24 protein-coding genes are annotated in these 25,827 nt (G+C 74.7%); 7 read left to right on the top strand and 17 right to left on the bottom strand.

Features of this window, described 5'->3' with window-relative positions; all coding sequences use genetic code 11:
• Nucleotide 1 precedes the first annotated feature (1 nt).
• The 4 genes from JQN70_RS16485 to JQN70_RS16470 are packed head-to-tail and all read right to left on the bottom strand — an operon-like array spanning nt 2 to nt 4,347.
• A complete protein-coding gene (locus JQN70_RS16485) occupies nt 2–1,270 on the bottom strand; it encodes a M18 family aminopeptidase (protein ID WP_204132468.1) in 1,269 nt (422 codons plus the stop codon).
• 35 nt (nt 1,271–1,305) lie between these two features.
• Nucleotides 1,306–2,070, bottom strand: a complete 765-nt coding sequence (locus JQN70_RS16480; RefSeq protein WP_204132467.1) for a type 1 glutamine amidotransferase — start codon at nt 2,068–2,070, stop codon at nt 1,306–1,308.
• Nucleotides 2,067–3,365 carry a Mur ligase family protein gene (locus JQN70_RS16475; RefSeq protein WP_204132466.1) on the bottom strand — a complete coding sequence of 433 codons (1,299 nt, stop codon included), beginning with the start codon at nt 3,363–3,365 and terminating at the stop codon, nt 2,067–2,069. The genes JQN70_RS16480 and JQN70_RS16475 overlap by 4 nt, the downstream gene beginning before the upstream one ends.
• A 55-nt stretch (nt 3,366–3,420) precedes the next feature.
• The gene (locus JQN70_RS16470; protein ID WP_204132465.1) at nt 3,421–4,347 is read right to left on the bottom strand and encodes an alpha/beta hydrolase; all 927 of its coding nucleotides are present in this window, start codon (nt 4,345–4,347) and stop codon (nt 3,421–3,423) included.
• Between the two features lie 86 nt (nt 4,348–4,433).
• Here JQN70_RS16470 and JQN70_RS16465 point away from each other — a divergent pair, with 86 nt between their 5' ends.
• Nucleotides 4,434–4,844, top strand: coding sequence for a hypothetical protein (locus JQN70_RS16465; RefSeq protein ID WP_204132464.1), 411 nt, complete (start codon nt 4,434–4,436; stop codon nt 4,842–4,844).
• Nucleotides 4,845–5,103: 259 nt separating this feature from the next.
• Here the strand turns inward: JQN70_RS16465 and guaA are convergent, their stop codons facing one another.
• The 3 genes from guaA to JQN70_RS16450 form a co-directional block, all read right to left on the bottom strand.
• Nucleotides 5,104–6,678, bottom strand: a complete 1,575-nt coding sequence (guaA, locus tag JQN70_RS16460) for a glutamine-hydrolyzing GMP synthase (protein ID WP_204132520.1) — start codon at nt 6,676–6,678, stop codon at nt 5,104–5,106.
• A gap of 88 nt (nt 6,679–6,766) precedes the next feature.
• Nucleotides 6,767–7,147, bottom strand: a complete 381-nt coding sequence (locus tag JQN70_RS16455) for a DUF3817 domain-containing protein (RefSeq protein ID WP_434063751.1) — start codon at nt 7,145–7,147, stop codon at nt 6,767–6,769.
• The gene (locus JQN70_RS16450; protein ID WP_204132463.1) at nt 7,134–7,892 is read right to left on the bottom strand and encodes an SURF1 family protein; all 759 of its coding nucleotides are present in this window, start codon (nt 7,890–7,892) and stop codon (nt 7,134–7,136) included. The genes JQN70_RS16455 and JQN70_RS16450 overlap by 14 nt, the downstream gene beginning before the upstream one ends.
• A 74-nt stretch (nt 7,893–7,966) precedes the next feature.
• Here JQN70_RS16450 and JQN70_RS16445 point away from each other — a divergent pair, with 74 nt between their 5' ends.
• From JQN70_RS16445 to JQN70_RS16435, 3 genes are all read left to right on the top strand, one after another.
• On the top strand, nt 7,967–8,512 hold the full coding sequence (locus JQN70_RS16445) for an MOSC domain-containing protein (protein WP_204132462.1): 546 nt from the start codon (nt 7,967–7,969) through the stop codon (nt 8,510–8,512).
• Between the two features lie 145 nt (nt 8,513–8,657).
• Nucleotides 8,658–10,379 (top strand): ABC transporter transmembrane domain-containing protein, encoded by a 1,722-nt coding sequence (locus tag JQN70_RS16440; RefSeq protein ID WP_204132461.1) that lies wholly within the window; start codon nt 8,658–8,660, stop codon nt 10,377–10,379.
• A complete protein-coding gene (locus JQN70_RS16435) occupies nt 10,376–12,151 on the top strand; it encodes an ABC transporter ATP-binding protein (protein ID WP_204132460.1) in 1,776 nt (591 codons plus the stop codon). Before JQN70_RS16440 ends, JQN70_RS16435 begins: the two co-directional genes overlap by 4 nt.
• Nucleotides 12,152–12,160: 9 nt before the next feature.
• On the opposite strand, the gene JQN70_RS16430 is transcribed toward JQN70_RS16435, so the two are convergent.
• The 7 genes from JQN70_RS16430 to JQN70_RS16400 form a co-directional block, all read right to left on the bottom strand.
• On the bottom strand, nt 12,161–12,874 hold the full coding sequence (locus JQN70_RS16430) for a DedA family protein (protein WP_204132459.1): 714 nt from the start codon (nt 12,872–12,874) through the stop codon (nt 12,161–12,163).
• Between the two features lie 38 nt (nt 12,875–12,912).
• Nucleotides 12,913–13,224 carry a DUF1905 domain-containing protein gene (locus JQN70_RS16425; protein ID WP_204132458.1) on the bottom strand — a complete coding sequence of 104 codons (312 nt, stop codon included), beginning with the start codon at nt 13,222–13,224 and terminating at the stop codon, nt 12,913–12,915.
• Nucleotides 13,221–14,912 carry a GMC family oxidoreductase gene (locus JQN70_RS16420; RefSeq protein ID WP_204132457.1) on the bottom strand — a complete coding sequence of 564 codons (1,692 nt, stop codon included), beginning with the start codon at nt 14,910–14,912 and terminating at the stop codon, nt 13,221–13,223. The genes JQN70_RS16425 and JQN70_RS16420 overlap by 4 nt, the downstream gene beginning before the upstream one ends.
• 5 nt (nt 14,913–14,917) lie before the next feature.
• Nucleotides 14,918–16,501, bottom strand: coding sequence for a succinic semialdehyde dehydrogenase (locus JQN70_RS16415; protein ID WP_204132456.1), 1,584 nt, complete (start codon nt 16,499–16,501; stop codon nt 14,918–14,920).
• A gap of 83 nt (nt 16,502–16,584) precedes the next feature.
• On the bottom strand, nt 16,585–17,196 hold the full coding sequence (locus JQN70_RS16410; protein ID WP_204132455.1) for a DUF305 domain-containing protein: 612 nt from the start codon (nt 17,194–17,196) through the stop codon (nt 16,585–16,587).
• A 55-nt stretch (nt 17,197–17,251) separates the two neighbouring features.
• On the bottom strand, nt 17,252–17,728 hold the full coding sequence (locus tag JQN70_RS16405) for a hypothetical protein (protein ID WP_204132454.1): 477 nt from the start codon (nt 17,726–17,728) through the stop codon (nt 17,252–17,254).
• 82 nt (nt 17,729–17,810) lie between these two features.
• Nucleotides 17,811–18,932 (bottom strand): GuaB3 family IMP dehydrogenase-related protein, encoded by a 1,122-nt coding sequence (locus JQN70_RS16400; protein ID WP_204132453.1) that lies wholly within the window; start codon nt 18,930–18,932, stop codon nt 17,811–17,813.
• A 203-nt stretch (nt 18,933–19,135) separates the two neighbouring features.
• Here JQN70_RS16400 and JQN70_RS16395 point away from each other — a divergent pair, with 203 nt between their 5' ends.
• Nucleotides 19,136–20,785 (top strand): DHA2 family efflux MFS transporter permease subunit, encoded by a 1,650-nt coding sequence (locus tag JQN70_RS16395; protein WP_307836039.1) that lies wholly within the window; start codon nt 19,136–19,138, stop codon nt 20,783–20,785.
• A 77-nt stretch (nt 20,786–20,862) separates the two neighbouring features.
• Nucleotides 20,863–21,897 carry a P1 family peptidase gene (locus tag JQN70_RS16390; protein ID WP_204132451.1) on the top strand — a complete coding sequence of 345 codons (1,035 nt, stop codon included), beginning with the start codon at nt 20,863–20,865 and terminating at the stop codon, nt 21,895–21,897.
• 153 nt (nt 21,898–22,050) lie between these two features.
• Here JQN70_RS16390 and JQN70_RS16385 read toward each other — a convergent pair whose 3' ends face one another.
• The 3 genes from JQN70_RS16385 to guaB are packed head-to-tail and all read right to left on the bottom strand — an operon-like array spanning nt 22,051 to nt 25,221.
• Nucleotides 22,051–22,983, bottom strand: a complete 933-nt coding sequence (locus JQN70_RS16385; protein ID WP_204132450.1) for a serine hydrolase — start codon at nt 22,981–22,983, stop codon at nt 22,051–22,053.
• Nucleotides 22,984–23,030: 47 nt separating this feature from the next.
• A complete protein-coding gene (locus JQN70_RS16380) occupies nt 23,031–23,615 on the bottom strand; it encodes a hypothetical protein (RefSeq protein WP_204132449.1) in 585 nt (194 codons plus the stop codon).
• Nucleotides 23,616–23,619: 4 nt separating this feature from the next.
• Nucleotides 23,620–25,221: an IMP dehydrogenase gene (guaB, locus tag JQN70_RS16375; RefSeq protein ID WP_239111735.1), complete on the bottom strand. Its 1,602-nt coding sequence runs from the start codon at nt 25,219–25,221 to the stop codon at nt 23,620–23,622.
• Between the two features lie 215 nt (nt 25,222–25,436).
• On the opposite strand from guaB, the gene JQN70_RS16370 reads away from it, so the two are divergent.
• A complete protein-coding gene (locus tag JQN70_RS16370) occupies nt 25,437–25,727 on the top strand; it encodes a WhiB family transcriptional regulator (RefSeq protein WP_204132448.1) in 291 nt (96 codons plus the stop codon).
• Nucleotides 25,728–25,827: the final 100 nt, after the last annotated feature.

Genomic DNA, 25,827 nt, shown 5'->3' with positions numbered 1-25,827 from the left:
GTCAGCCGGCGAGGAAGGCCGCGACCGCCCCGTGCAGCGCCGCGAGGTCGTCGACGTGCACGAGCTCGCGCGTCGAGTGCATCGAGAGCAGCCCGACGCCGATGTCGACCGTGGGGATGCCGAGCCGGGTGGCGGCGATCGGGCCGATGGTCGAGCCGCCCGGGATGCTGTTCGGGTTGACGTAGTGCTGGAAGGGGACGCCGGCCCGGTCGCAGGCCGCCGCCCACAGCGCCTCGCCGCGGGCCTCGGTCGTGTAGCGCTGCCGGGCGTTGACCTTGAGCAGCGGGCCGCCGCCGGGGCGCGGGCGGTTCGTCGGGTCGTGCTTCTCGGGGTGTCCGGGGTGGACGAGGTGGCCGGCGTCGCTCGAGAGCAGCCAGGACGCGCGGAAGGCCCGGGCCGCGTCCGAGCGTCCGGCACCCAGCCCCTCGAGCACCCGGCCGAGGACGTCCTCGAGGAACGGTCCGCCGGCGCCGGTGACCGACGCCGAGCCCACCTCCTCGTGGTCGAAGGCGGCGAGGACCGGGATGTGGGCGCCGTCGGCGGGCGCCTCGAGCAGGCCGAGCAGCCCGGCGTGGACGCTCGTGAGGTTGTCCATCCGCCACGAGGCGAAGAGGTCGCCGTACGCCCCGATGCGCGCCGGCTCCTGGGTGTCGGCGAGGAAGAGGTCCCAGGCGACGGCGTCGCCGACGAGCTCGCGCAGCCAGTGCGCGGCGTCGACGGGGTCCGGGCCGTCGGAGGCCCCCACGACCGGCAGCAGGTGGCGCTGGACGTCGGGGGTGAAGCCGTCGTTGACCGCGCGGTCGAGGTGGATGGCCAGGTGCGGGATGCGCGCCACCGGTCCGGAGCGCACGAGCCGCGTGCTGCCGTCGGCGTCGACGACCCGGCCCGCGACGGCGAGGTCGCGGTCGAACCACGACGGGAAGGTCGGACCGCCGTAGACCTCGACGTTGAGCCGCTCCCACCCGTGCTCGCGGACCACGGGGTTCGGCTTGAGCCGGAAGGTCGGGCTGTCGGTGTGCGCACCGATTACGCGGAACGGGGTCGTCGGTCCGGCGCCGGCCGGGATGCGCCAGGCGATGACCGCGCCGTCGCGGACGACGACGTAGCCGCCGGCGTCGCTCGGCCAGGCGGCGGACTCGTCGAGCTCGGTGAACCCCTCGGCGACGAGCCGGTCGCGCGCCACCGCCGCGGCGTGGAAGGCCGTCGGCGAGGCCGTGACGTACTCGGCGAACTCGGTGGCCAGGCGGTCGCGGGTGGCGGCGGTGCTCATCCGGCCATCCTGTCAGCCGGGCGCGGGAGAGCGGGTCAGCGGGTGCCGACGAGCCGGCGCACCTGGCGGCCGCGGGCCTCGTCGGCGAGCGGGTCGCTCATCGGCTCGGGCTCGAAGGGGCCTCCGGTGGCCCGCTCGGCCGCGACCGCGATGAGCGCGTCGCTGACCATCGGGTTCGCCGGGAGCAGCGGCCCGTGCAGGTAGGTGCCGATGACGTTGCGGGTCCGGGCGCCCTCGGTGCCGTCCTCGCCGTTGTTGCCGTAGCCGGCGAGGACGCGCCCGAACGGCTGCTGTCCCTCGCCGAGGACGGTCGACCCGGAGTGGTTCTCGTAGCCGACGACCGGCCCCCACTCGGTCTCGACGCACACCGGCCCGACCATCCGCTTGTCGTTGCCGCGGGTCGTCACGTCGAGGATGCCGAGCCCGGGCAGCTCCTGGCCGGTGACGGTGTGGAAGGAGTTGCCGAACAGCTGGTACATGCCGCAGATCATGAGCATCGGGACGCCGTCGGCGGCCATCGAGGCCAGGGTGGGGCCGACGGCCTCGAGGTCGGCCTCGACCCGGGCCTGCCCCGAGTCCTGGCCGCCGCCGCCCATGAGGAGGTGGGCGTCGTCGCGGAACGGGCTGCCGGGGTCGTGGAGGACGACCTCGGCGGTGTACCCGTGCCGGCGGATGCGGCTCGCGAGCGCGTGGGTGTTGCCGCGGTCGCCGTAGATGCTCATCTCGCGCGGGTAGAGGTGGACGAGGGTGATCGTGCCCTTGCTCGGGCCGTCGGGCGCCAGCAGCTCGGTGGTGCTCATGCCGGGGCGTCCTCTCCGAAGTGGGCCAGGCCGTGCCGGGCGGCCAGCGTCCGGCGCAGGGCCATCATCGCCGTGTACGTGCAGAAGATGCGCTTCGGCTCGTCGGGATGGGCGGCGACGAAGGCGTCGAGGGCCTCGTCGAGGTCGGGGACGACGCGGTCTGTGTGGACGTCGTCGTAGTGCAGGCGCAGCGCCATGTCGTAGGCCCGCACCCCGCTGGTCAGGGCGACGCCGCGCTCGCGGAGGGAGGCGAAGCTGACGTCGTAGAGCCAGGAGACGTCCCGGCCGTCGGCGTCGTTGTCGTTGATGGCGACCATCGTCGCGACGGGGGTGCTGCCGTAGGTCGAGAGCGCGACGCCGAAGCCGGCCGGGTTCTTCACGAGGACGAGCTCGAGGGGCTGCCCGTCGACCATGACCACCTCGCCGCGGCCGAACGGCGGGCGGACCTTCGCGAGCGCGTCGACGCAGGTGGCAGGGTCGAAGGCGTCGCCGAGGAGCATCCGGGCGGTCGTCGTCGCGGCGGTCGCGTTGATCATCGCCGCGAGCCCGCGCTGCTGGAGGGTGACCGGGCCGACGACGAGGTCGTCGAAGACGATGTCGAAGGCGCGCTCGTCGTGCGGGCGCAGCCGGGCGTCGCCGGGGCCGGGGTGCCGCTCGGAGGGGCCGTCGTCGAAGCGGGCGTCGTGCTCGGTCAGCTCGGGGAGCCGGTCGGCGATGGAGGCGTCAAGCCCGAACCAGCGCACCGGGACGTCGACGGCGTCGGCCGCCCGGGCGATGAACGGGTCGTCGCAGTTGGCGACGACGCCCTCGGTGCTGGCCTTCCCGAGGCGGGCGAGGAGGTCGGCGGTGTGGTCGATCTCGGCGAACCGGTCGAGCTGGTCGCGGGCGACGTTGAGCAGGAGGGAGTGGGTGGGCGGCACCTCGGCGATGAATCGCATCGCGTGGGCCTCGTCGAGCTCGACGACGGCCATGTCGCTGCGCAGCCGGCCGCTGACGGGGAGCTGCGGGAGCATCTCGGAGAGGACGCCGCGGGTGAAGTTCGACCCGGTGGGGTTGGTGAAGACCGTGCGGCCGTGGGCGCGCAGCAGGGCGACGAGCATCTTCGTCGTCGTCGTCTTGCCGTTCGTGCCGCTGACGACGACGATGCCGCCGCGCACCTCGGCGAGGGCGTGCCGGAGGATGCCGGGGTCGATGCGCTCGGCAACGAGGCCCGGGAAGGCCGAGCCGCCCCCGCGGCGGCGGGCCAGGGCGCGCACGGTCTTGCCCGCGACGACGGCGGCGGCCGTTCTCAGCATCCGCCAACCCTAGCCAGCCGGGGGCGCCGGCCCCGCATCCGGTCCGGGCCGCCGCTCAGGACGGGAGGTGGGCGTCGAGCCAGCGGACGACGTCGGCGGTGACCTCGTCGCGGTTGGTCTCGTTGAACAGCTCGTGCCGGGCGTCCGGGTAGAGCGTGCACGTGACGTCGGTGAGGCCGGCGTCGCGGTACTGCTGGGCGACCGCGCGCGGGCCCTTGCCGCCGTCGCCGACGGGGTCCTTGTCGCCGGAGACGAGCAGCACCGGGAGGTCCCGGCGGACGCCGGCGACCCGCTTCGCGTCGTTGATTCCGGCCAGCCCGCCGAGCAGGTCCTTGAAGAACCCGGAGGTGAAGGTGTTGCCGCACAAGGGGTCCGCGACGTAGGCGTCGACCTCGGCGTCGTCTCGCGAGAGCCAGTCGAAGTCGGTGCGGTTGGGCTTGAAGGCGGCGTTGTACTGGCCGAAGGTCAGCTTGTCGAGCAGCGTGCTCGTGTGCCGGCGGCCGCGCAGGCGGGCCTCGGCGGCGGCGATGCCGGCGCCGACCCTGCCGAGCGCGCCGGGGTCGCCGGCGGTGCCGGAGAGGACGAGCCCGGCGAGGTCGCGGGAGTCCTCGATGACGTAGGCCCGGGAGAGGAACGAGCCCATGCTGTGCCCGAGGAGGAAGACCGGCAGGCCGGGGTGCTCGTCGCGCGCGTGGGTGGTGACCGCGCGCAGGTCGGCGACGACGGTGTCCCATCCGTCGGCGTCGGCGAAGTAGCCGTGGTCGGCGGCCGAGGCGGTGCGTCCGTGGCCCCGGTGGTCGGGGGCGTAGACCGCGTAGCCGGCGCCGGTGAGGGCCTCGGCGAGGCGGGCGTAGCGGGCCGAGTGCTCGGCCATCCCGTGGGCGACGACGACGACCGCCTTCGGGGCGCCCTCCGGCAGCCAGCGGTGGGTGAAGACGGCGGTGCCGTCGCTGGCGGTGACGCTCGTCGTCGAGCTCTCCATGGGGTCCGTCCTCGGGGATGGGTTACCGGCGGGTACTCGGGGCAAGCCTGCCACGGCGAGGGGGCGTCGTCGCTAGGGTCGTGCGCATGTCACAGGTCACGGGGGGACCGGGGGCCCCGCAGCCCCCGACGGGGACGATCCGGTTGACGCTGCACGGCAGCGGCCCGATGGCGGGTCTGACGCCGACCGTGCTGGTCGGCGGGCACCAGGTCCGGGCCCGGTTCGGGGTGCAGGACGTACCGGTCTGGGCCGGCCGGGTACGCGTCGAGGCGTGGTCGCAGTGGATGCGCCGGTACGGGCAGGCCGAGCTCGAGGTGGAGGTGGCGCCGGGCGCCGTCGTGCCGGTGTTCTACGCCGTGCCGTGGCACCAGTTCACGCGCGGGGCGATCGGCACGACGCCGCAGAAGCGCCCCGGCGCGTGGATGCTGCCGGCGACCTTCGGGGTCTTCGCTCTGGCGCTGGCCGTCACATTCGGGATGATCTACCTGCTCGACTGAGGAGCGGCGCGGCCGGCCGCTCGCCGAGCCCCGCCGACCACACCCCTGGTGCTCCAGCTCTCCGTGCCTCACGCAAGCGATCCCTTGCACCCGGCAAGCGATCCCTTGCGGCTCGCAAGCAATCCCTTGCACCGGGCAGGATATCCCTTGCGGCGCGCACGGGATACCTTGCGACCGGCACGGATGGCTGGTGACCCCACAGTCACTCTGGCCGCTCCGGCCCGTGCGCCATCGGGCCACACCCCTCAGGCGGCCCGGCTCACTCCCACTCGATGGTGCCCGGCGGCTTGCTCGTGACGTCGAGCGCGACCCGGTTGACCTCGCGCACCTCGTTGGTGATCCGCGTCGAGATCTTCGCGAGCACCTCGTAGGGCAGCCGCGTCCAGTCGGCGGTCATCGCGTCCTCGGACGACACCGGCCGCAGCACGACCGGGTGGCCGTACGTGCGCCCGTCGCCCTGCACCCCCACCGACCGCACGTCGGCGAGCAGCACGACCGGGCACTGCCAGATCTCCCGGTCGAGCCCGGCCGCCGACAGCTCCTCGCGCGCGATCCGGTCGGCCGCCCGCAGCACCTCGAGCCGCTCGTGCGTCACCTCGCCGACGATGCGGATGCCAAGCCCCGGCCCCGGGAACGGCTGACGCCACACGATGCCCTCCGGCACCCCGAGCTCCAGCCCCACCTGCCGCACCTCGTCCTTGAAGAGCAGCCGCAGCGGCTCGACGAGCGTGAACTGCAGGTCGTCCGGCAGCCCCCCGACGTTGTGGTGCGACTTGATGTTCGCCGTCCCGGTGCCGCCCCCGGACTCCACGACGTCCGGGTACAGCGTCCCCTGCACGAGGAACTCCACCGGGTGGTCCTCGGCGCCCGAGTGCGACCCCACGATGTCCCGCGCCGCCTGCTCGAAGACCCGGATGAACTCGCGCCCGATGGCCTTGCGCTTCTCCTCGGGGTCGCTGACGCCCGCCAGTGCCGCGAGGAAGCGGTCGGCCGCGTCGACGGTCACGAGGTCGACCCCCGTCGCCGCGACGAAGTCCTGCTGCACCTGCTCGGCCTCGCCGGCCCGCAGCAGCCCGTGGTCGACGAACACGCACGTCAGCTGGTCGCCGACCGCCCGCTGGACGAGGGCCGCCGCCACCGACGAGTCCACCCCGCCGGACAGCCCGCAGATGACCCGCTTGTCACCGATCTGCTCCCGCACCGCCCCGACGAGCTCCTCGACGACGTTGGCCGCCGTCCACTCGCCGGCCAGCCCCGCACCCTTGACGAGGAAGTTCTCGAGCACCCGCTGCCCGAAGGTCGAGTGCATCACCTCGGGGTGCCACTGGACGCCGTAGAGCCGGCGCTCGTCGTCCTCGAACCCGGCCACCGGCGCCCCGGACGTCGTCGCCGTGACCCGCATCCCCTCCGGCGGCTCGGCCACCGAGTCGCCGTGGCTCATCCACACCGACTGCTCCGCGGGCTGGCCGTTGAAGAGGGTCGACTCGGTGTCGAGCACCGTCGCCGGCGTCGCCCCGAACTCCGAGAGCCCGGTCTTCTCGACGACGCCGCCGAGCGCGAGGGCCATCGCCTGGAAGCCGTAGCACATGCCGAACACCGGGACGCCGGCCTGCAGCAGCGCGGGGTCGAGGCGCGGCGCGCCCTCCTCGTACACCGACGACGGGCCGCCGGACAGGACGATGGCCGCCGGGTCCTTGGCGAGCATGTCCTCGGCGCTCATCGACGACGGCACGACCTCGCTGAAGCAGTTCGCCTCGCGCACGCGCCGCGCGATCAGCTGCGCGTACTGGGCGCCGAAGTCGACGACGAGCACCGGCCGGTCGGCGAGGTGGATGGGCTCGCCACCCTCGACGACGGTGTGGCTCGGGTCGACGGGCGAGGGGTCGGCGGGCAGCTCGGGGGCGTCGCTCACGCGGCCAAGGCTATCGGCGCGCGGCGGCGAGTCCCGCCTCGACCTCGCGGGCCACGCGGCGCTCGACCCAGAAGGAGAGGAACGGCACGCAGCCGGCGAGCATGACGAGCACCATCTTGGTCAGCGACCAGCCCACCTTGAAGCCCAGCAGCGCGGTCGCCACGAGGTAGACCATGTAGATGAACCCGTGCGGCTGGGGCCACCAGTGCAGCGGGTTGTCGTCGCCCTTCATCCCGAACGCGTAGGACAGGACCATCTCGACGACGAGGACGAGCAGGCCGATGCCGACGACGAAGGCCATCACCTCGAAGAAGCGCAGGCGGGGACGGACGGCGTCGACGTCCTCGGGGGCGATCGCGGTGCCGGCCGGGCCGGCCTCAGGGGTGCTCACGCGCACCATTGTCGCCCGCGCCCGCGAGCGCCGGGGCACCGGCCCGGCGCTCCTCCTCGCGGACCATCCGCCACCAGAGCCAGAGCCCGAACGCGGCGAAGACCCACCACTGCACGGCGTAGGCGGCGTTGCGCCAGCTGAGCCCGGTCGGAGCGAGCGGGGTCGGCACCTTGGTCAGCTGCGGCCCGGCGGCGGGGTCCTCGGTCTCGAGGAAGAGGAAGGCGTTGTAGAGGTCGCCCGGCCAGGTGTTCGCGAGCACCGAGGTGTCGACCGAGCCGATCTCGCCGGATGCGACCGGCGCCGACACCGGCGACTCCGGGGGCGCGAGGCCGCCGGCCAGGGTGAGGGTGCCGGTCGGTGGCGCGCCGGCCTGCCCGGGGTCGGTGACGAAGCCGCGCAGCACCGGCAGGGTCGCGCCCGTGCCGTCGACGACGAACGGCGTGACGACCCACGAGCCGGCCCGGCCGTCGAGCCGGCGGTCCGGCACGAGCAGCTGGCCGTCGGTGTAGCGGCCGGTGACCGTGACCGGCCGGGACGAGAGCTCGCCGGGGAACGACGTGTGCGGGCGCAGGGCCGACGTGAGGGCCAGCGGCGCCGCCGCGCGGGCCTCCTCGACGGCCTCCTGGTGGGCCTTGCCCTCCGCGACCCCGAGCTGCCACCGGCCGAGCTGGACGAACACGACGCCGACGACGAGGGCGAGGGCGAGCAGCCCGAGGTACCGCGGGGTGAGGGCGGTCCGGAGCACGACGTCGAGGGTACGTGACCCCGCTGGGCGCCCGGCCGGCCCGTCGCGCGGCCCGCCTGCCCGATGATGGTCGGGTGCCCGAGCCCGCCGACGATCTCCCGGTCGTCACCGCCATCCACCTCGCGCCCGGCCGCCGGCTGCCGGTGCGCGCGGTCGAGCACGCCGTGGCGGAGGCCGGGGCCGGGCTCGTCGGCGACCGGTACCACGGCTCGCGGCACCGGCACGTGACCGTGCAGTCGGCCGAGCAGCTGGCCGAGGCGGCCGAGCGGCTCGGCGCCGAGGTCCCCGCGTCCGGCACCCGGCGCAACCTCACGGTGTCCCGCGACAGCATCGTGCGGACGCCCGGGGCACGGGCACGGGTCGGCGAGGTGCTCCTCGAGGTCGTGCGGGTGGCGGCGCCGTGCCGCATCCTCGACGACGAGATCGGTCCCGGGGCCGCGGCCGCGCTCCACGACCGGGCCGGGACGGTGTTCCGCGTCCTCGAGGGCGGGCGCGTCGCCGTCGGCGACCGCTACGAGGAGCTGCCGTTCGAGGCGTCCGAGGCCGCCCAGCGCGCCGCCGCCTCCCGGGCCGCCGCGTCAGCCGCCTCCGCTGCCTCCGGGCACCGTCCACTCCCCTGAGCCCCTGCCCCTCGCTGGTGACGGGGTTGTCGGCGGCCGGCGCGGTTGTCTCCCCGTCCGCCGCCGACAACCCCGCCGGCGCGCAGGGGTGGGCCCGAAAACGGTTCGCCGGGCGCCCGGCCCGCGCCGTAGCGTGGACGGCACCATGCCGAGCCGCCGACCCCCCTGGCCGTACGGCGTGCGACCCGACGACCAGCCGCCGGCCGACGCCGACCGCCTGCTCGTGTGGCTCGCGCGCCGGCAGTGGCGCTCGCTCGCGGCCGGGGCCTGCTTCGGCATCCCCTGGATGCTCTCGATCGCCCTCGTGCCGGCGGCGATCGGCCGGGCCGTCGACGACGGGATCGTCGCCCGCGACGGACGCGCCCTCGTCCTCTGGTCGCTCTCGGTCGTCGGGCTCGGGCTGCTGTCGGCGGCCGCGGGCAACGGGCGGCACTGGTTCGCCGTGAAGAACTGGCTCACCGCCGCCTTCCGCGCCGGGGTCGTCGCCGACCGGGCCGTCCGGCGCACCGGCCCCGCGCTGACCCGCACCATGCCCGCCGGGGAGGTGCTCGCGAGCTTCACGAGCGACTTCGGGCGGATGGGCCACTCCTTCGACGTCCTCGCCCGGTTCATGGGCGCGGTCGTGTCGTTCGTCGTCGTGGCGGTCATCCTCCTGCGCGGCTCGCTCCTGCTCGGGATGGTCATGCTCCTCGGCGGCCCGCTGCTCGTGGCGTCGCTCGCCTTCGTCATGAAGCCGCTGCAGCGCCGCCAGACCGCCCAGCGCGAGGAGGCCGGCCGGCTCACCGCGCTCGGTGCCGACACGGTCTCCGGGCTGCGGGTGCTGCGCGGCATCGGCGGCGAGGAGTCCTTCCTCGACCGCTACCGCGCCCAGAGCCAGACCGTGCGTCGCGCCGGGGTCCGGGTCGCCGGCACCCAGGCCACCCTCGACGCCGCCCAGGTGCTCCTGCCCGGCCTCTTCGTCCTCGTCGTCACGGCGGTCGGGGCGAACCTCGCGGTGGCCGGCGAGATCACGCCGGGCCAGCTCGTCGCCTTCTACGGGTACACGGCCTTCCTCACCATCCCCCTCCAGACCGCCGTCGAGATGGCCGACAAGCTCATCACCACGCGCGTCGCCGCGCGCCGCGTCGCCCGCATCGTCGGCACCGACCCCGACCATCCGGCCGAGGCGGCCCGCGGATGGACGCCGCCGGACGCCGTGCTCGCCGACCCCGAGTCCGGCGTCACCGTCGAGCCCGGCGTCCTCACCGCGCTCGTCGGCGCCCGGCCCGAGGAGACCGCCGCCGTCGCCGGCCGGCTCGGGCGCACCGCCCGCGGCCGGCACGGTGTCACGTGGGGCGGTACCGCCCTCGACGACCTCCCGGTGGCTGACGTCCGCGCCCGGATCCTCGTCTCCCAGGCCGACCCCCGGCTGTTCAGCGGAGCCGTGCGCGACGAGCTCGGCGGCCCGGACGACGACGCGCGCCTGGCCGCGCTCACCGTGGCCGACGCCGACGACGCCCTCGCGGCGGTCGACGAGGGGCTCGACGGCGAGCTCGAGGAGCGCGGCCGCTCGCTCTCCGGCGGCCAGCGCCAGCGCCTCGCCCTGGCCCGGGCCCTCCTGCGAGACCCCGACGTCCTCGTCCTCGTCGAGCCGACGAGCGCCGTCGACGCCCACACCGAGGCCCGCATCGCCGTCCGGCTCGCCGAGCACCGGAAGGGCCGGACGACCGTGGTCGTCACCGCCAGCCCGCTGCTGCTCGACCACGCCGACGTCGTCCACCTCGTCGAGGACGGACGGGTCGCCGCCACCGGCACGCACCGCGAGCTGTCGCGCACCGACCCGCGCTACTGGGCGGTCGTCGTCCGCGGGGAGGAGGAGGACCGATGAGCCCGCTCTCGCTGCGGACCGACCACGCCCGCCGGACCCTCCCGATCGCGTCCGGCCGGGTGGTGCGCGAGCACGTCGGGGTCCTCCTGCGCGAGCACCGGCGGCCGCTGCTCGCGGTGCTGCTGTGGCACCTGCTCGCGGCCGTCGTCGGCCTCGCCGGGCCGTGGGTCATCGGGCAGGTCGTCGGCACGGTGACCACCGGCCGCGCGGCGATCACCGACGTCCGCGTGCTCGTCGGGCTGCTCGCCGCGGCGGTGCTCGCCGAGACGGCCGTCACGTGGGTCGCCCGGCGCAGCTCCTTCGTCCTCTCCGAGCAGGTCTTCGCCCAGCTGCGCGAGGGCTTCGTCGCCTCTGCGGTCCGCCTGCCGCTCTCGACCGTCGAGCGCGCCGGCACCGGCGACCTGCTGGCCCGGACGACCAACGACATCGACGCCATCAGCTACGTCATCCGTTTCGGCATCCCGACGGTCGTCGTGTCGTGCACGACCGTGCTCGTCACCGGGGTCGCCACCGTCCTCGCCTCCCCGCTCGCGGCCCTGCCGCTTCTGCTCACGCCGCTCGTCTGGTTCCTCCCGACCCGCCGCTACCTGCGCCTCGCCGGCCCGGGGTACCTCTGGGAGCACGCCACGTACGCCCGGCTCAACGGGGTCGCCGCCGAGACCGTCGAGGGCGCGGCCACCGTCGACGCCCTCGGCCTGTCCGCCGAGCGCGAGGCCCGCTTCGCCGAGGCGATCCGCGAGAGCCACGACGCCGAGCGCTACACCGTCGGGCTGCGGCTGCGCTGGTTCCCGTGGCTCGAGGTCGGGTTCTTCGCGCCGGTCGCGGGCACGCTGCTCTGGGGTGGCTGGCTCGCGTGGGAGGGCACGATCGGGGTCGCCACGGCCACCGCCGTCGTCCTCTACGTCCAGCGCCTCCTCGACCCGCTCGGCGAGCTGATGAGCATGCTCGACGAGATCCAGTTCGCCGCGACCTCGATGTCGCGCATCCTCGGGGTCGCCGAGGTGCCCCCGGACCGGGTCGCCACCGGGGCCGCGCCCTCCGACGACCGGCTGGCGGTCGACCACGTCCGCTACGCCTACCGCGAGGGCCGCGACGTCCTCCACGGCGTCTCGCTCGACCTGCGGCCCGGCGAGCGGCTCGCCGTCGTCGGTCCGTCGGGCGCCGGCAAGTCGACGCTCGGCCGGCTGATGGCCGGGGTCGACGGCCCGCGCACCGGGCGGATCACCGTCGGCGGCGTCCCGCTCGTCGACCTCGAGCTCGACGAGCTCCGCGGGCAGGTCGCGCTCGTCACCCAGGAGCACCACGTCTTCGTCGGCACCCTCGCCGACAACCTGCGCCTGCCCCGCCCGGCGGCCACCGACGACGAGCTGCTCGCCGCGCTCGACGCCGTCGACGCCCTCGACTGGGCCCGGGCCCTGCCCGAGGGGCTCGCGACGACGGTCGGCTCGGGCGGGCACCCGCTCACCGAGGCCCAGGCGCAGCAGCTGGCGCTGGCCCGGCTCGTCCTCGCCGACCCGCACACCCTCGTCCTCGACGAGGCCACCTCGCTGCTCGACCCGCGGGCCGCCCGTCACCTCGAGCGCTCGCTCGGGGCGGTGCTCACCGGGCGCACGGTCGTGGCCATCGCCCACCGCCTGCACACGGCCCACGACGCCGACCGGGTGGCCGTGGTGGACGGCGGCCGGGTCGCCGAGCTGGGCTCGCACGACGAGCTGCTCGCCGCCGACGGCTCGTACGCCGCGCTCTGGCGGTCCTGGCGCGACGAGGGCTGAGCCGGCCCGTCAGTCCTCGGCGCGCACCCGGGCGCGGTCGGAGCCGTGGTCGGCGCCGCGGGCGCGGTCGGCGCCGGGGTGGAACGGCTCGGCCTCCTCGGCCTCCGCACCGCCAGCCCGCCGGTCGCGCACCCGCCGGACGACGAGCCACACGAGGACGATCGCGCAGACGACGAGCACGCCCCGGCTCACCGGCCCCATGTACTGCTCGACGACCTCGTAGTCCTCGCGCAGCCGGTAGCCGAGCGCGATGAACGCCGCGTTCCACACCCCGCTGCCGAGCGCGGTGAGGGCGAGGAAGCGCGGCAGCGGCATCCGGTCCATCCCCGCCGGGACCGAGACGATGGAGCGGATGAGCGGGACGAACCGGCCGACGAGGACGACGACCGAGCCGTGCCGGTCGAAGAACCGGAAGCCGCGGTCGAGGTCCTTCTGGCCGAAGAGGAAGAACCACGGCTTGCCGGCCAGGTGGTAGAGGCGCTCGTAGCTCAGCGCGTGGCCGAACCAGTAGAGGATGCCGGCGCCGAGCAGCGACCCCACCGTCGCGCAGGCCCAGGCGAGCGGCGCGTTGAGCCGTCCGTCGGCGGCGGCGAACCCGGCGAACGGGAGGATCACCTCGGACGGGATGGGCGGCAGCACCGTCTCGAGGGCGATGAGGCCCCCGACCCCGACCTCGCCGACGGACTCGATGACGTCGACGACCGGCCCGGTGATGCTCTGCATGACCGAACGCTACGGGACCCGGCCGAGCGCCCCGCGCGTCACCCGGTGACGAGGCGGACGGTGACCTGCGCGGGCTCGCCCTCGAGCAGGCCCTCGGCGGTGCGGACCGCCTTCTTCACCGGGAGGACGTAGGCCGCCTCCTCGGTGGACGGGAAGAGGCTGGTGCGCCAGACCGTCGCGCCGACCGTGACCTCGACCCGCACGGACCCGAAGCCGCCGGTGGCGTCGCCGACCGCCTCGTCGACCTCGTCGCTGACCGCCTGGGGGACGGTGACGAAGTGCCACGACCCCTCGCGCCACCGCCACAGCGGCGCGCTGAAGCTCCACCCCTGGGCGCGGCCCGTGCTCACGCCCCCACGGTGGCAGGGCCCACCGACACCCGGTCCGCGAGCAGCGCCTCCTGGCGGGGGCGCTCGTCGGGCTCGCCGGCCCGCGGCCAGTGGGCCATCGCCCGCTCGGCCTGCGCCGTGATGGTCAGCGACGGGTTGACCCCGAGGTTCGCCGAGATCGCCGAGCCGTCGAGCACCGAGATGCCGGGGTGACCCCAGACCCGCTGGTAGGGGTCGAGGACGCCCTGCTCGGGCGAGCCGCCGATCGCCACGCCCCCGAGGAAGTGCGCCGTCATCGGCACGTCGAGGACCTCGGGCCACGATCCGCCGGCGACCGTGTACTCGCCGGTGGCCTCGGCGAGCCGGGCGGCGAGGGCCTGCATCGCCACCTGGCCCTGGGGGATGTACGACGGGTTCGGCTCGCCGTGGCCCTGCGTCGAGGTGAGCGTCCGGCGGCCGAACCGGCGGCGCAGCGAGACGCGCAGCGAGTTGTCGCGGCTCTGCATCACGAGGCCGACGACGATGCGCTCGCTCCAGTCGCGGGTCGTCGGGAGCATCCGGCGCAGCGGCTCGGGGTCGCGGACGACCATCCGGACGAACTCGCGCCAGCGCGGCCGCCCCGTGCCCCCGGGGACCGCGAGGGTGGCGAGCAGGCCCATCGCGTTCGAGCCCTTGCCGTAGCGGCAGTTCTCGACGTGGGTGTCGTCGTCGACGTGGAACGAGGTGGTGATGGCGACGCCGCGGGTCAGGTCGACGTCGCGCGGGGCGTGCTCGGTCATCGCGCCGACGAGCGCCTCCGAGTTGGTGCGCGTCAGGTGGCCGAGTCGCGGTGAGAGGGACGGCAGCTCGCCCTCGTCGCGCATGGCGTGCAACAGCGTCTGGGTGCCCCACGCCCCGGCCGCCACGACGACCCGGCGGGCGGTCACGACCTGCCGGTCGCGGCCGCCGCGGGGCCCGGTGCGCTCGTGGAGCACCCGGAGGAGCGGCTCGCCGTCACCGGCGTCCGACCCCGGCACGGCGCCGAGGCGGGTGACGGTGCGCATCGGCCGGATCTCGACCCCGAGGTTCTCGGCCAGCGCGAGGTAGTTCTTCATCAGCGTGTTCTTCGCCCCGACCCGGCAGCCGACCATGCAGTTGCCGCACTCGGTGCAGCCGGTGCGTCGCGGCCCGGCCCCGCCGAAGTACGGGTCGTCGACGGTCTCGCCGGGCTTGCCGAAGAACACGCCGACCGGGGTGCGGCGGAACGACTCCCGCACGCCGAGGTCACCGGCCGTGGCCTCCATCGCCCGCTCGACCGGGCCGTCGCAGGCGTTCGTGACGACACCGAGCATCCGGCTCGCGGTGTCGTAGTGCGGCGCGAGCTCGGCCTCCCAGTCGGCGAGGTCGCGCCACTGCGGGTCGTCGTAGAAGGCGCGCGGCGGACGGTAGAGGGTGTTCGCGTAGTTGAGGCTGCCGCCGCCGACCCCGGCGCCGGCGAGGACGACGACGTCGGGGAGCCGGTGGATGCGCTGTACGCCGTAGCAACCGAACCGGGGGGCCCAGAGGAAGCGGCGCAGGTCCCACGAGGTCTCGGCGAAGTCCTCGTCCTCGAACCGGCGTCCGGCCTCGAGCACGAGGACGCGGTACCCCTTCTCGGCCGCCCGCAGCGCCGCGACCGACCCGCCGAAGCCCGACCCGATGACGACGAGGTCGACGTCGGGGGCGTCCACCGCCGTCACGGGAGCCTCGCCGCCCGCATCGCCCGCAGCGCGCCGGTGAGGGTGCGCGCGTACGCCTCCCCCGCGAGCCCCGGCACGTCGGCGATGTTCACGAGCCCCTGGACCGACACGTTCTGCGCCTCCGTGTACTTGAGGATGCCTTCGCGCCCGTGCCGCCGGCCGACCCCGGAGGCCTTCATCCCGCCCATCGGCGACCCGATGCTCCCCCAGGCCGCGGCGTAGCCCTCGTTGACGTTGACCGTGCCGGCCTCGATGCGTGCGGCGAGCGCCCGGCCGCGGGCGACGTCGCGGGTCCACACCGAGGCGTTGAGGCCGTACTCGGTGTCGTTGGCGAGCGCGACGGCGGCGTCGTCGTCCGGGACCCGGTAGACGGCGACGACCGGGCCGAAGGTCTCCTCGTCGCGGCAGGCCATCGCCGAGGTGACGCCGTCGAGGACGGTCGGCTCGACGACGTACGGCCCGACGTCGGGTCGCGCGCGTCCTCCGGTGAGCACGGTGGCGCCCTTGGCGACGGCGTCGTCGACGTGCCCGAGGACCCGCTCGAGCTGGGCCGGCCCGACGAGGCTGCCCATGTCGGCGTCCCAGTGCAGGCCCGTGGAGAGGCGGATGCCGGAGACGGCGTCGAGGAAGCGGCCGAGGAACTCGTCGGCCACCGCCTCGTGGACGACGAGCCGCTCGGCGCTGACGCACAGCTGGCCGGCCGAGGCGAAGCAGGCGCGCAGGACGCCCGGCACGGCCCGGCGCAGGTCCGCGTCGTCGGCGACGTAGACGGTGTTCTTGCCACCGAGCTCGAGGCTGGCGCCGACGAGCCGCTTCCCGGCCGCCGCGGCGACCGTGCGTCCGGTGGCCGTCGAGCCGGTGAAGCAGACGTAGTCGGCGCGGTCGACGACGGCCGCTCCCGTGGGGTCGCCCGGGCCGAGGGCGACCTGGACGAGGTCGTCGGGGAACCCCGCCTCGACGAGCAGCCGGACGGCGGCGAGCGCGGTGAGCGTGCCCTGGGGGTCGGGGCGCAGGACGACGGCGTTGCCCGCGAGCAGCGCCGGCAGGGCGTCGGTGACGGCCAGGCTCAGGGGGTAGTTCCACGGCGAGACGATGCCGACGACGCCCTTGGGCCGGTGGTGCTCGGTGCTGCGGGTGAGCACCGGGAAGACGCCGAGGTGGCGCTGCGGGGCGAGGTGCGCCGGGCCGCGTCGCGCGTAGTACCGGCAGACGATGGCGACGTCGGCGACCTCCTCGAAGGCGTGGCTGCGGGCCTTGCCGGACTCGAGCTGCACGAGGTCGAGCAGCTCGCCCTGGCGCTCGAGGACGAGGTCGTGGACGTCGAGGAGGAGGCGGGCCCGGCGCTCGAGGGGCACCGGCGCCCAGCGGCGCTGCGCGGCCCGGGCCCGGTCGACCGCGACGCCGACGTCGGTGGCGGTGGAGGTCGGCAGGACCGCCAGGGGCGCCCCGGTCATCGGGGTATGCGTCGTCATCGGTTCGCCCGAGGCCACCACCCCCGCCGTCAGGGCGCGCACCCTCGCGGGGTCGACCGCGTACGTGGCGCGGGGGTCGGTCTCCGGGTCGGCGATGACGTCGGGCATTACCCGAGGGTAACCACCGGGGGGCGCCGCCGTCACGCGGTCGCGTGGCGGTGCCGGTCGTCCCACCGGCACCGCCACGGCGCTCAGCCGGCGAGCATCGCCTGCATCTCGTCGATCTCGCGCTGCTGGGCCTTGACGATCGCCAGGGCCAGGTCCTTGGTCCCGGCGTGGGTCCCGCGACGCAGGACGTCCTCGGCCATGTCGATGGCTCCCTCATGGTGCTCGACCATCATCCGCAGCCAGGTCCGCTCGAACTCGGCGCCCTCCAGCGACGCCAGCTCGCGCAGGTCGGCGGCGGACATCATCCCGCCCATGTCGTGACCCATCGAGCCCATGCGGTCCATGGAGCCCGCCCCCCAGTCCTCGAGCCAGCCCTCCATCCGGTCGATCTCGGGCTGCTGCCCGGCCTCGATGCGGCGGGCGAGGTCGAGCAGGGCGGGGTCGTCGGACCGGGTCGGGACGAGGGCGGCCATCTCGAGGGCCTGCTCGTGGTGCGGGACCATCATCATCGAGAACATGACGTCGGCCTGGTCGTGGTCGGCCGGGGAGCCGGCGGTCGACGGGCTGCGGGAGCCCATCATCGAGCCCATCGGGGCTCGGTCGTCGTCCGTGGTCGTGACGCAGGCGGTCAGGCCGAGGACGAGGAGGGCGGGGGCCGCGAACAGGGCGGCGCGCCGAGACGTGGTGGTGCGCATGGTGGAACTGCCTCTCTCTGGAACGTGCTGTGCGGGAACGGGACCGGAGAGCGGTCTAGGTCCGCGAGACGCAGAGGAGGAGCGGGAGCGGGACGGATGGAGGGGCTCGGGCAAGGCGTCGTCGGACCCGGGTGTGGTCGACGGTGGTCGAGGTGGAGCGCGGCGCGAGGCCGCCGCGGCGACGCAGGACCAGCGCGACCACCGCGCCCAGCACGGCGAGGCAGACGACCGCGGTCGTCGCCGAGCGGTCCGCGACGGCACCGCCCCGGGCGGCGGACACGAGCATCGTCCCGACGGCGCCGACGTCGGCGGCCGCGGACGTCGGCGCATGCGCCGTCATCGCGGGCGCCGCCATCGCGGGCGCAGCCGGGACGGCGGCCGGCGCGTGCCCCACGTGTCCCCCGTGGCCGCCCTCCCCGGCTCCGTCGGAGCACAGGAGCAGCACGTGCATCGCGAGCACGCCGGTGAGCAGGGGCAGCAGCAGACCGGCCCGCAGGATGCGGCCCCGTCCGTCGACCACGGCGCTCCTCATACCCCTGAGGGTACGTCGGGCGCGCGGCTCGCGCAGTGCGTCGCGCGTCATGTCGGTGGGTTCGGGTCGGCGCCGGCCGCGGTCAGCTGCGCTGGTACGGCGCGACGACGACCTCGACGCGCTGGAACTCCTTGAGGTCGAGGTAGCCCGAGGTGGCCATCGCCCGGCGCAGGGCGCCGACGAGGTTGGTCGTGCCGTCGGCCAGCCGGCTCGGCCCGAAGAGCAGCTCCTCGAGCGGCGCGACCGCCCCCACCTCGACCCGCTCGCCGCGCGGCAGCTCGGGGTGGTGGGCCTCCGGACCCCAGTGGTACCCGCGGCCGGGGGCGTCGGTGGCACGCGCGAGGGCGGCCCCGAGCATCACGGCGTCGGCGCCGCAGGCCACGGCCTTGACGATGTCGCCGCTCGTGCCGACCCCGCCGTCGGCGATGACGTGGACGTACCGGCCGCCGGACTCGTCGAGGTAGTCGCGGCGGGCCGCGGCGACGTCGGCGATCGCGGACGCCATCGGGGCGTGGATGCCGAGGGTCGTGCGCGTCGTGTGAGCCGCCCCGCCGCCGAAGCCGACGAGGACGCCCGCCGCCCCGGTGCGCATCAGGTGGAGGGCGGCCGAGTACGAGGCGGCCCCGCCGACGATGACCGGCACGTCGAGCTCGTAGATGAAGCGCTTGAGGTTGAGCGGCTCGGCCCGGCCGGAGACGTGCTCGGCCGAGACCGTCGTGCCGCGGATGACGAAGAGGTCGACCCCCGCGTCGACGACGGTCTTCCACAGCTCCTGGGTGCGCTGCGGGCTGAGCGCCCCGGCGACGGTGACCCCCGAGGCCCGCACCTGGCGCAGCCGCTCGGTGACGAGCTCGGGCTGGATCGGCTCGCGGTAGATCTCCTGCATCCGCTGCGTGGCGAGCGCCGGGTCGAGCGTCGCGATCTCGGCGAGCAGCGGCGTCGGGTCCTCGTAGCGGGTCCACAGCCCCTCGAGGTCGAGCACCGGCAGGCCACCGTGCTGGCCGAAGGCGATGGCCGACTCGGGCGACATCACCGAGTCCATCGGGGCCGCGATGACCGGCAGGTCGAAGTGGTAGGCGTCGATCTGCCAGCCGGTCGACACCTCCTGCGGGTCGCGCGTGCGCCGCGACGGCACGATGGCGATGTCGTCGAAGGAGTACGCACGGCGTCCGCGCTTGCCACGGCCGATCTCGATCTCGCTCACCCGGGCAGCCTACCGACGCCCGCATCGACCGTTCGGACGGCGTCCTGAGGGTCCGGGAAGAGCCGGGAACCCAAAAACGTTTCCGCGCTGTCGGACCCCTCCGGCAGACTTCTCCTCGGCACCGTCGCCACTCCCCCCGCGGGGACGACGGGCCGACCCACGGCGCGGACCACCCGCCCAGACCACTCGACATGGAGCCACACGTGTCAGCAACAGCCTCCGCGCCCCCGGCGCCCCCGGAGTACCCCGAGAAGATCGACGCGGCCGTCCTCAAGGTCGCCGGCGTCGTCGTCCTCGGGGCGATCATGTCCATCCTCGACATCACCGTCGTCAACGTCGCCCTGCGCACCCTCCAGGTCGACTTCGCCAAGGACGGCGTCCCGCTCGACTACTCCACCGTCGCGTGGACCGTCACCGGGTACACGCTCGCGCTCGCGACGGTCATCCCGCTCACCGGCTGGGCCGCCGACCGGTTCGGCACCAAGCGCCTCTACATGCTCGCCGTCGCGCTCTTCACGGCCGGCTCGGTGCTCTGCGCCACCGCCACGAGCATCGAGATGCTCGTCGGCTTCCGGGTCCTCCAGGGCCTCGGCGGCGGCATGCTCATGCCGCTCGGCATGACGATCATGACCCGCGCGGCCGGCCCGAAGCGGATGGGCCGGCTGATGGCCGTCCTCGGCATCCCGATGCTCCTCGGCCCGATCTTCGGCCCGATCCTCGGCGGCTGGCTCATCGACCACTACAGCTGGCACTGGATCTTCCTCATCAACCTGCCGATCGGCATCGTCGCCCTCGCCTACGCCTGGTTCGCGCTCGCCTCGGACCGTCCGCACCCGTCGGAGACCCTCGACTGGAAGGGCGTCCTCATGATGAGCCCCGGTCTGGCGCTCTTCCTCTACGGCGTCTCGTCGATCCCGGGCGAGGGCGGCATCGGGCACACGAAGGTGCTGCTGCCGGGCCTGGTCGGCCTCGCGCTCATCGTCGCCTTCGTCGCGTACAGCTTCCGGCCGCAGCACCCGCTGCTCGACTTCCGGCTGTTCAAGAACCGCAACCTCACGGTCGCGATCGTCACGATGTTCATCTTCGCCGCGTCGTTCTTCGGCGGCCTCCTGCTCATCCCCCAGTTCCTCCAGCAGGTCCAGGGCGAGACCCCGCTGTCGGCCGGCTGGCTGATGGCCCCGCAGGGCCTCGGCGCGATGCTCACGATGCCGATCGCCGGCGCGCTCGTCGACCGCTTCCCGGTCGGGCGCATCGTGCCGTTCGGGCTGCTGCTCATCACCGGTGGGATGTTCGCGCTCACCCAGATCGAGGCCGACTCCTCGCACTGGGGCTTCCTCATCCCGGTCCTGTTCGTCATGGGTTTGGGCATGGGCGGCACGATGATGCCGATCATGACCTCGGCGCTCAAGACGCTGACCCACCACGAGGTCGCCCGCGGCACGACGCTGCTCAACATCACGCAGCAGATCGCCAGCTCGGTCGGTGTCGCGACCTTCTCGGTCATCCTCACCAACGCGTTCAAGGACCGCCCGCTCGTCGGGCAGGCCGGGCAGTACTTCGAGGCCGTGCAGACCAAGGGCCCGGAGGCGGCCCAGGGTCTCGTCGGGCAGCTGCCGCTCGTCGGCCAGTTCCTGTCGCAGGCGGGGTCCGACCCGCAGGCTGCGGTCGCGGCGCTCGGGGCCCGGGTCGCCGAGCTCTCGGCCGACGCGTACTCGCACACGTTCTGGTTCGCGGCCGGGTTCGTCACCCTCACGCTCGTGTCGGCGGCGTTCCTGCCGCGCAAGCACGAGGAGTCGCACCTGCTCGACGACGGTGCGCTCGACGAGGCGGCGCCCCCGGTGATCGTCCACTGAGGCCCTCCACGTCCTGACCGGTGCCGGTCCCGCACGCCGCGGGGCCGGCACCGTCGCGTCGGGGGCATGCTGGGGTCGTGCACCCCGGACCCCTCAACGCCATCACCGACGTCGCCGGCGTGCGCGTCGGTCAGGTCACCCGCGACGACCCCGGCTGGCTCACCGGGGTGTCGGTCGTCGTCCCGCCGCGGGGCACGGTCGGTGGGGTGGACGTGCGCGGCGGCGGACCGGGAACCCGCGAGACCGACCTGCTCGACCCCGCGAACTCCGTCGACGCGGTCGACGCCGTCGTCCTCTCCGGCGGGAGCGCGTTCGGGCTGGGCACGGCCGACGGGGTGGCCGACGCGGCTTGGGCGGACGGGCGCGGCTGGCCGGTCGGACCCGGCGAGGACGAGCGGGTGCCGATCGTCCCGGCGGCCATCCTCTTCGACCTCGGACGCGGCGGCATCTGGCGCCACCACCCCGGACCGGCCGAGGGCGCCGCGGCCTACGCCGCCGCGAGCGACGGGCCGGTGGCGTGCGGGGCGGTCGGCGCCGGCACCGGGGCGCGGGCCGGGGGGCTGCACGGCGGGGTCGGCACGGCGTCGGCGGTGCTCGAGTCCGGACTCACCGTCGGCGCGCTCGTGGCCGTCAACGCCGTGGGCTCGGCGGTCGGTGACGACGGGTCGCTGCTCGGGGCGGCGTGGGGTCTGGGTGAGGAGTTCGCGGACCTCCCCGCCCCGGACCCGGCTGCCGCGCAGGCCTACTGGGAGCGTCGGCGGGCCGAGGCAGAGGCGCTGAGGGCCGGCACCGCGACGACGCTGGTCGTCGTCGCCACGGACGCGTCGCTGGGCAAGGGCGGCTGCCGCCGGTTGGCGACGGTGTCGCACGACGGCATCGCCCGGGCGCTCTCGCCCGTGCACACCCCGTTCGACGGCGACACCGTCTTCGCCCTCGCGACCGGTGCACAGACCGCGCCGGCCGGGCTCGACCTCGTCGACCTCCACGACGCCGCGGCGCGCTGCGTCACCCGGGCGATCGTCACGGCCCTGCTCGCCTCGACGTCGGTCGACCGGTCGGAGGACGGGGGGCTCGTCGCCGCGTCCTGGCGCGACGCCCTGACCCGCGCCTGACCGGTCCTGCCTCCGGCGACGCCGACATCACCCCGAGCCGGACGACATCAATCGACGAAAGTGTCGAATGCTGCTCTCCGCCCGCCCGAGCCGGACGACATCAATCGACGAAAGTGTCGATTGATGTCGTCTGCGTCGCCGCCGGAGTCCGGGTCAGCCGAGGCGCTTGGCGAGCAGCGCGGCGAGCCGGTTCATCTGCTGCACGTGCGCGGAGTCGCCGTCGGTCTGGACGACGGCCGGCCCCTCCCCGACGGTGATGATGGCGACCGCGTAGCCGCCGACGATGCCCATCTGGCGGGTCTCCGACTCCGAGGTGAGCCAGCCGCCCTTGAACGCCGAGGCGCCGATCGTGCCGAGGCCCCACCGGTGGGCCGAGATCGGCTGCATCTGCCCGAGCAGCCACGAGCTCGCCGACCCGCTGACCACGCGCCCGGCGGCGAGCGCGGCCATGAAGCGCACCTGCTCGCGCGGGCTCCACGACATCGAGCCCTGGGAGCGGTCCGGAGCCGCGGTCGCCGTGTCGCCGATGGAGCGCAGCACGGCGGTGATGGCGGCGCCGGGGCTGCCGGGGATCTTCTCGCGGATGGCGACGACCGCGTCCCCGTCGCTGCGGGTCAGCGCGGCCCGGATGAGGTCGCGGTCGCCGCTCGGGATCTTGCCGGGGTCGCCGTCGACGACCGTGTCGAGGTAGGCCGCGACGACGAGGACCTTGGAGGTCGACCACGCCTTGTAGCGCGACACCGACCCCTCCGTGCGCACCGCCGACGGGTTCGAGAGCGGCGCCCAGACGATCTGGTTGCGGGTGTTGCCCTCGAGGCTGGTCAGCCCACCCGTGCCGGTGCCCTGCGCGGGAGCGCCCCCGGAGCCGCCGGAGGACGCCACCTCGGTCGGGTCCGGCACCGCCCGCACCAGCTCCTCGGCCTTCGTGGCGACGGGCCGCGGCTTGGGCGTCGGCGCCGTCGAGGGCACCGCCTCGCCGTCGGCGGTGGACCCGCTCGGTGACGGCGTCGTCGACCGCCCCGCCGTCCCGCACCCGCCGGCGAGGACGAGCGCGAGCAGCGGGAGGAGCACCAGGACGCGTCGCACGCGCCAGACCCTACGTCGGACCGGGCCCCGGCACGACCCGGCGCCCGTCAGCCGTGCCGCTGCTCGGCGGTGCGCCCCAGCTCGGCCTCGTGGTCGAGCACCCACGCCGCCCGCGTGGCGCCGAGGGCCCGGACGAGGTCGTCCTGGTGGCGCGCACCGTCCTGCGGCGCCCAGAGGTGCCCGTGCCGGATGCCGACGACGCCGGAGCTCATGCTCGTCGCCCCGCCGTACTCCGTGCTGCAGAACCCCCAACCGAAGACGTCGTCACCCCGGGCGGCCACGCGCACCACGCCGCAGGTCGACGGCGGGAACGCCTCGCCCTCCCCCTGCGCCAGCCGCTGTGCGAGCCGCAGCTCGAGCGGGTCCATCGTCGCGTCGGCGCGCGGCGGCAGGTCCGCCGGCCCGGTGGCGGTCGTCGGCGCCGGCGGGAGGGTCGGGCTCGCCGTGGAGGTGGCCGGAGCGCCGGACGGCCCGGCCGTCGCGGCGGGGTCGGCCGCCGTGGCGGGGTCGGCGGTCGCGGCCGTCACGGACGGCGACGCGGAGCCCGCGGCCCCACGGTCCCCGTCGGCGCTGCAGCCGGCGGCCAGCAGCACGCCGGCGGTCAGCATCCCCGCCCACGCCCCCCGGCGCACGGTGTCAGCCCTTGCCGCTGTAGTTCGGCGCCTCGACGATGCCGGTGATGTCGTGCGGGTGCGACTCGCGCAGGCCGGCCGTCGTGATGCGGATGAACCGGCCGCGCTCCTTGAGCTCGGGGACGGTGCGCGACCCGACGTAGAACATCGACTGGTGCAGGCCGCCGACGAGCTGGTGCACGACCGCCCCGACCGGCCCGCGGTAGGCGACCTGGCCCTCGATGCCCTCGGGGACGATCTTGTCGTCGGAGGTGACGTCGGCCTGGAAGTACCGGTCCTTGGAGTACGACTTCTTGCCGCGCGAGCTCATCGCCCCGAGCGAGCCCATGCCGCGGTAGGCCTTGAACTGCTTGCCGTTGATGAAGACCAGCTCGCCGGGCGACTCCTCGCAGCCGGCGAGCAGCGAGCCGACCATCACGGTGTCGGCCCCGGCGACGAGCGCCTTGGCGATGTCGCCGGAGTACTGGAGGCCGCCGTCGCCGATGAGCGGGACGCCGGCCGGACCGCAGGCGAGCGAGGCCTGGTGGATGGCGGTGACCTGCGGGACCCCGACCCCCGCGACGACGCGTGTGGTGCAGATGGAGCCCGGCCCGACGCCGACCTTGACCGCGTCGACCCCGGCGTCGACGAGGGCCTGGGCCCCGGCGCGCGTGGCGATGTTGCCGCCGATGACCTGGACGTGCCGCAGCGCGGGGTCGTTCTTGACGCGCTGGACCATCTCGAGGAGGAGGCGGGCGTGCCCGTGCGCGGTGTCGACGACGAGGACGTCGACCCCGGCCTCGACGAGCGTCGTGGCGCGCTGCCAGGCCTCCCCGAAGTAGCCGACCGCGGCGCCGACGAGCAGCCGGCCGGAGCCGTCCTTGCTCGCGTTGGGGAACTGCTCGGACTTCACGAAGTCCTTGACGGTGATGAGCCCGCGCAGCCGGCCCTCGTCGTCGACGATGGGCAGCCGCTCGCGCTTGTGCTGGCGCAGCAGGCGGGTGGCCTCGTCGTGCCCGATGCCGACGTGGCCGGTGATGAGCGGCATCGGCGTCATGACGTCGCGGACGAGGGTGTGGCCCCACTCGGCGACCGGGGTGAAGCGCAGGTCGCGGTTGGTGACGATGCCGAGGAGGTGCTCACCCGGGTCGACGACCGGCAGGCCGGAGACGCGGTAGCGGCCGCAGATCTCGTCGAGCTCCTCGAGGGTGGCGTCGGGGCCGATGGTGACCGGGTTGGGGATCATCCCGGTCTGGGTCCGCTTGACGAGGTCGACCTGGTAGGCCTGGTCCTCGATCGAGAGGTTGCGGTGGAGGATGCCGAGGCCGCCGTGGCGCGCCATCGCGATGGCCATCCGGGCCTCGGTGACGGTGTCCATGGCCGCCGAGACGATCGGCATCCGCAGGGAGATCTCGCGGGTCAGCCGGGAGGTGGTGTCGACCTCGCTCGGGATGACGTCGGTCTCGCCCGGCTGGAGCAGGACGTCGTCGTAGGTGAGGCCGAGCTCGGCGAACGGGCCGGCGGGCACCGGCTCGGCCGAGGCGGCGGGCACGCCCTCCGACCGGGGGGAGGCGGGGCGCGCGGGGGTGTCGGTGACGGGGGCCGTCTCGTCGAGTCCGAGGCTCATCGCCCGATTCTACGGCCCCGTGGCCGAGCGGCCGAACCCGGCACGCGCCCTCCGGACGAGGCGCCCATCAGCCGTTCGGAGGGGTTCCGGGCCCGCGGGCGCCACCCTTGACCAAAGCCTTACCCAACGCTTGCCCACCCCTTCACAAACGCCACCTAGCGTGAGATCCGTTGCCGCTGGAGGGACGCGGTGCGCTAGTGCGTGGAGGTAGACACATGGCCGAGATCACCCGGCTCCCGGGCCCCGTGGCCGACCTGTGGGACTGGCAGCTCGAGGGCTCCTGCCGCCGCGTCGGGCCCGAGGTCTTCTTCCACCCCGAGGGTGAGCGCGGCAGCAAGCGCCACCGCCGGGCGACCGCCGCCAAGGAGGTCTGCCTCGGCTGCCCCGTCATCCAGCAGTGCCGCGAGCACGCGCTGGCCGTCCGCGAGCCCTACGGGGTCTGGGGCGGTCTCACCGAGGACGAGCGCGAGAGCGTCTACTCGCGCGAGCGTCACCTGGCGTCCTGACCGACGCCACCACCTGAACTCGGCCCCGTCCCCACACGGGTGCCAGGCGGCCCTCCGGGGGCCGCACCCGGGCCGCCCGGGGACCGTGGGGGCGAGAGCC

It is taken from the genome of Phycicoccus sonneratiae (genome assembly GCF_016887965.1).
In the GTDB taxonomy this organism is placed as follows: Bacteria; Actinomycetota; Actinomycetes; order Actinomycetales; family Dermatophilaceae; genus Phycicoccus; species Phycicoccus sonneratiae.
Note: the sequence above shows the minus strand (reverse complement) of the source record. Positions and strands in the feature narration are given on the sequence as shown.

Coding starts and splice junctions, on each gene's coding strand:
- JQN70_RS16485 (WP_204132468.1), bottom strand. CDS start 1,270: ATGAGCACCGCCGCCACCCGCGACCGCCTGGCCACCGAGTTCGCCGAG.
- JQN70_RS16480 (WP_204132467.1), bottom strand. CDS start 2,070: ATGAGCACCACCGAGCTGCTGGCGCCCGACGGCCCGAGCAAGGGCACG.
- JQN70_RS16475 (WP_204132466.1), bottom strand. CDS start 3,365: ATGCTGAGAACGGCCGCCGCCGTCGTCGCGGGCAAGACCGTGCGCGCC.
- JQN70_RS16470 (WP_204132465.1), bottom strand. CDS start 4,347: ATGGAGAGCTCGACGACGAGCGTCACCGCCAGCGACGGCACCGCCGTC.
- JQN70_RS16465 (WP_204132464.1), top strand. CDS start 4,434: ATGTCACAGGTCACGGGGGGACCGGGGGCCCCGCAGCCCCCGACGGGG.
- JQN70_RS16440 (WP_204132461.1), top strand. CDS start 8,658: ATGCCGAGCCGCCGACCCCCCTGGCCGTACGGCGTGCGACCCGACGAC.
- JQN70_RS16435 (WP_204132460.1), top strand. CDS start 10,376: ATGAGCCCGCTCTCGCTGCGGACCGACCACGCCCGCCGGACCCTCCCG.
- JQN70_RS16430 (WP_204132459.1), bottom strand. CDS start 12,874: ATGCAGAGCATCACCGGGCCGGTCGTCGACGTCATCGAGTCCGTCGGC.
- JQN70_RS16415 (WP_204132456.1), bottom strand. CDS start 16,501: ATGCCCGACGTCATCGCCGACCCGGAGACCGACCCCCGCGCCACGTAC.
- JQN70_RS16410 (WP_204132455.1), bottom strand. CDS start 17,196: ATGCGCACCACCACGTCTCGGCGCGCCGCCCTGTTCGCGGCCCCCGCC.
- JQN70_RS16405 (WP_204132454.1), bottom strand. CDS start 17,728: ATGAGGAGCGCCGTGGTCGACGGACGGGGCCGCATCCTGCGGGCCGGT.
- guaB (WP_239111735.1), bottom strand. CDS start 25,221: ATGAGCCTCGGACTCGACGAGACGGCCCCCGTCACCGACACCCCCGCG.
- JQN70_RS16370 (WP_204132448.1), top strand. CDS start 25,437: ATGGCCGAGATCACCCGGCTCCCGGGCCCCGTGGCCGACCTGTGGGAC.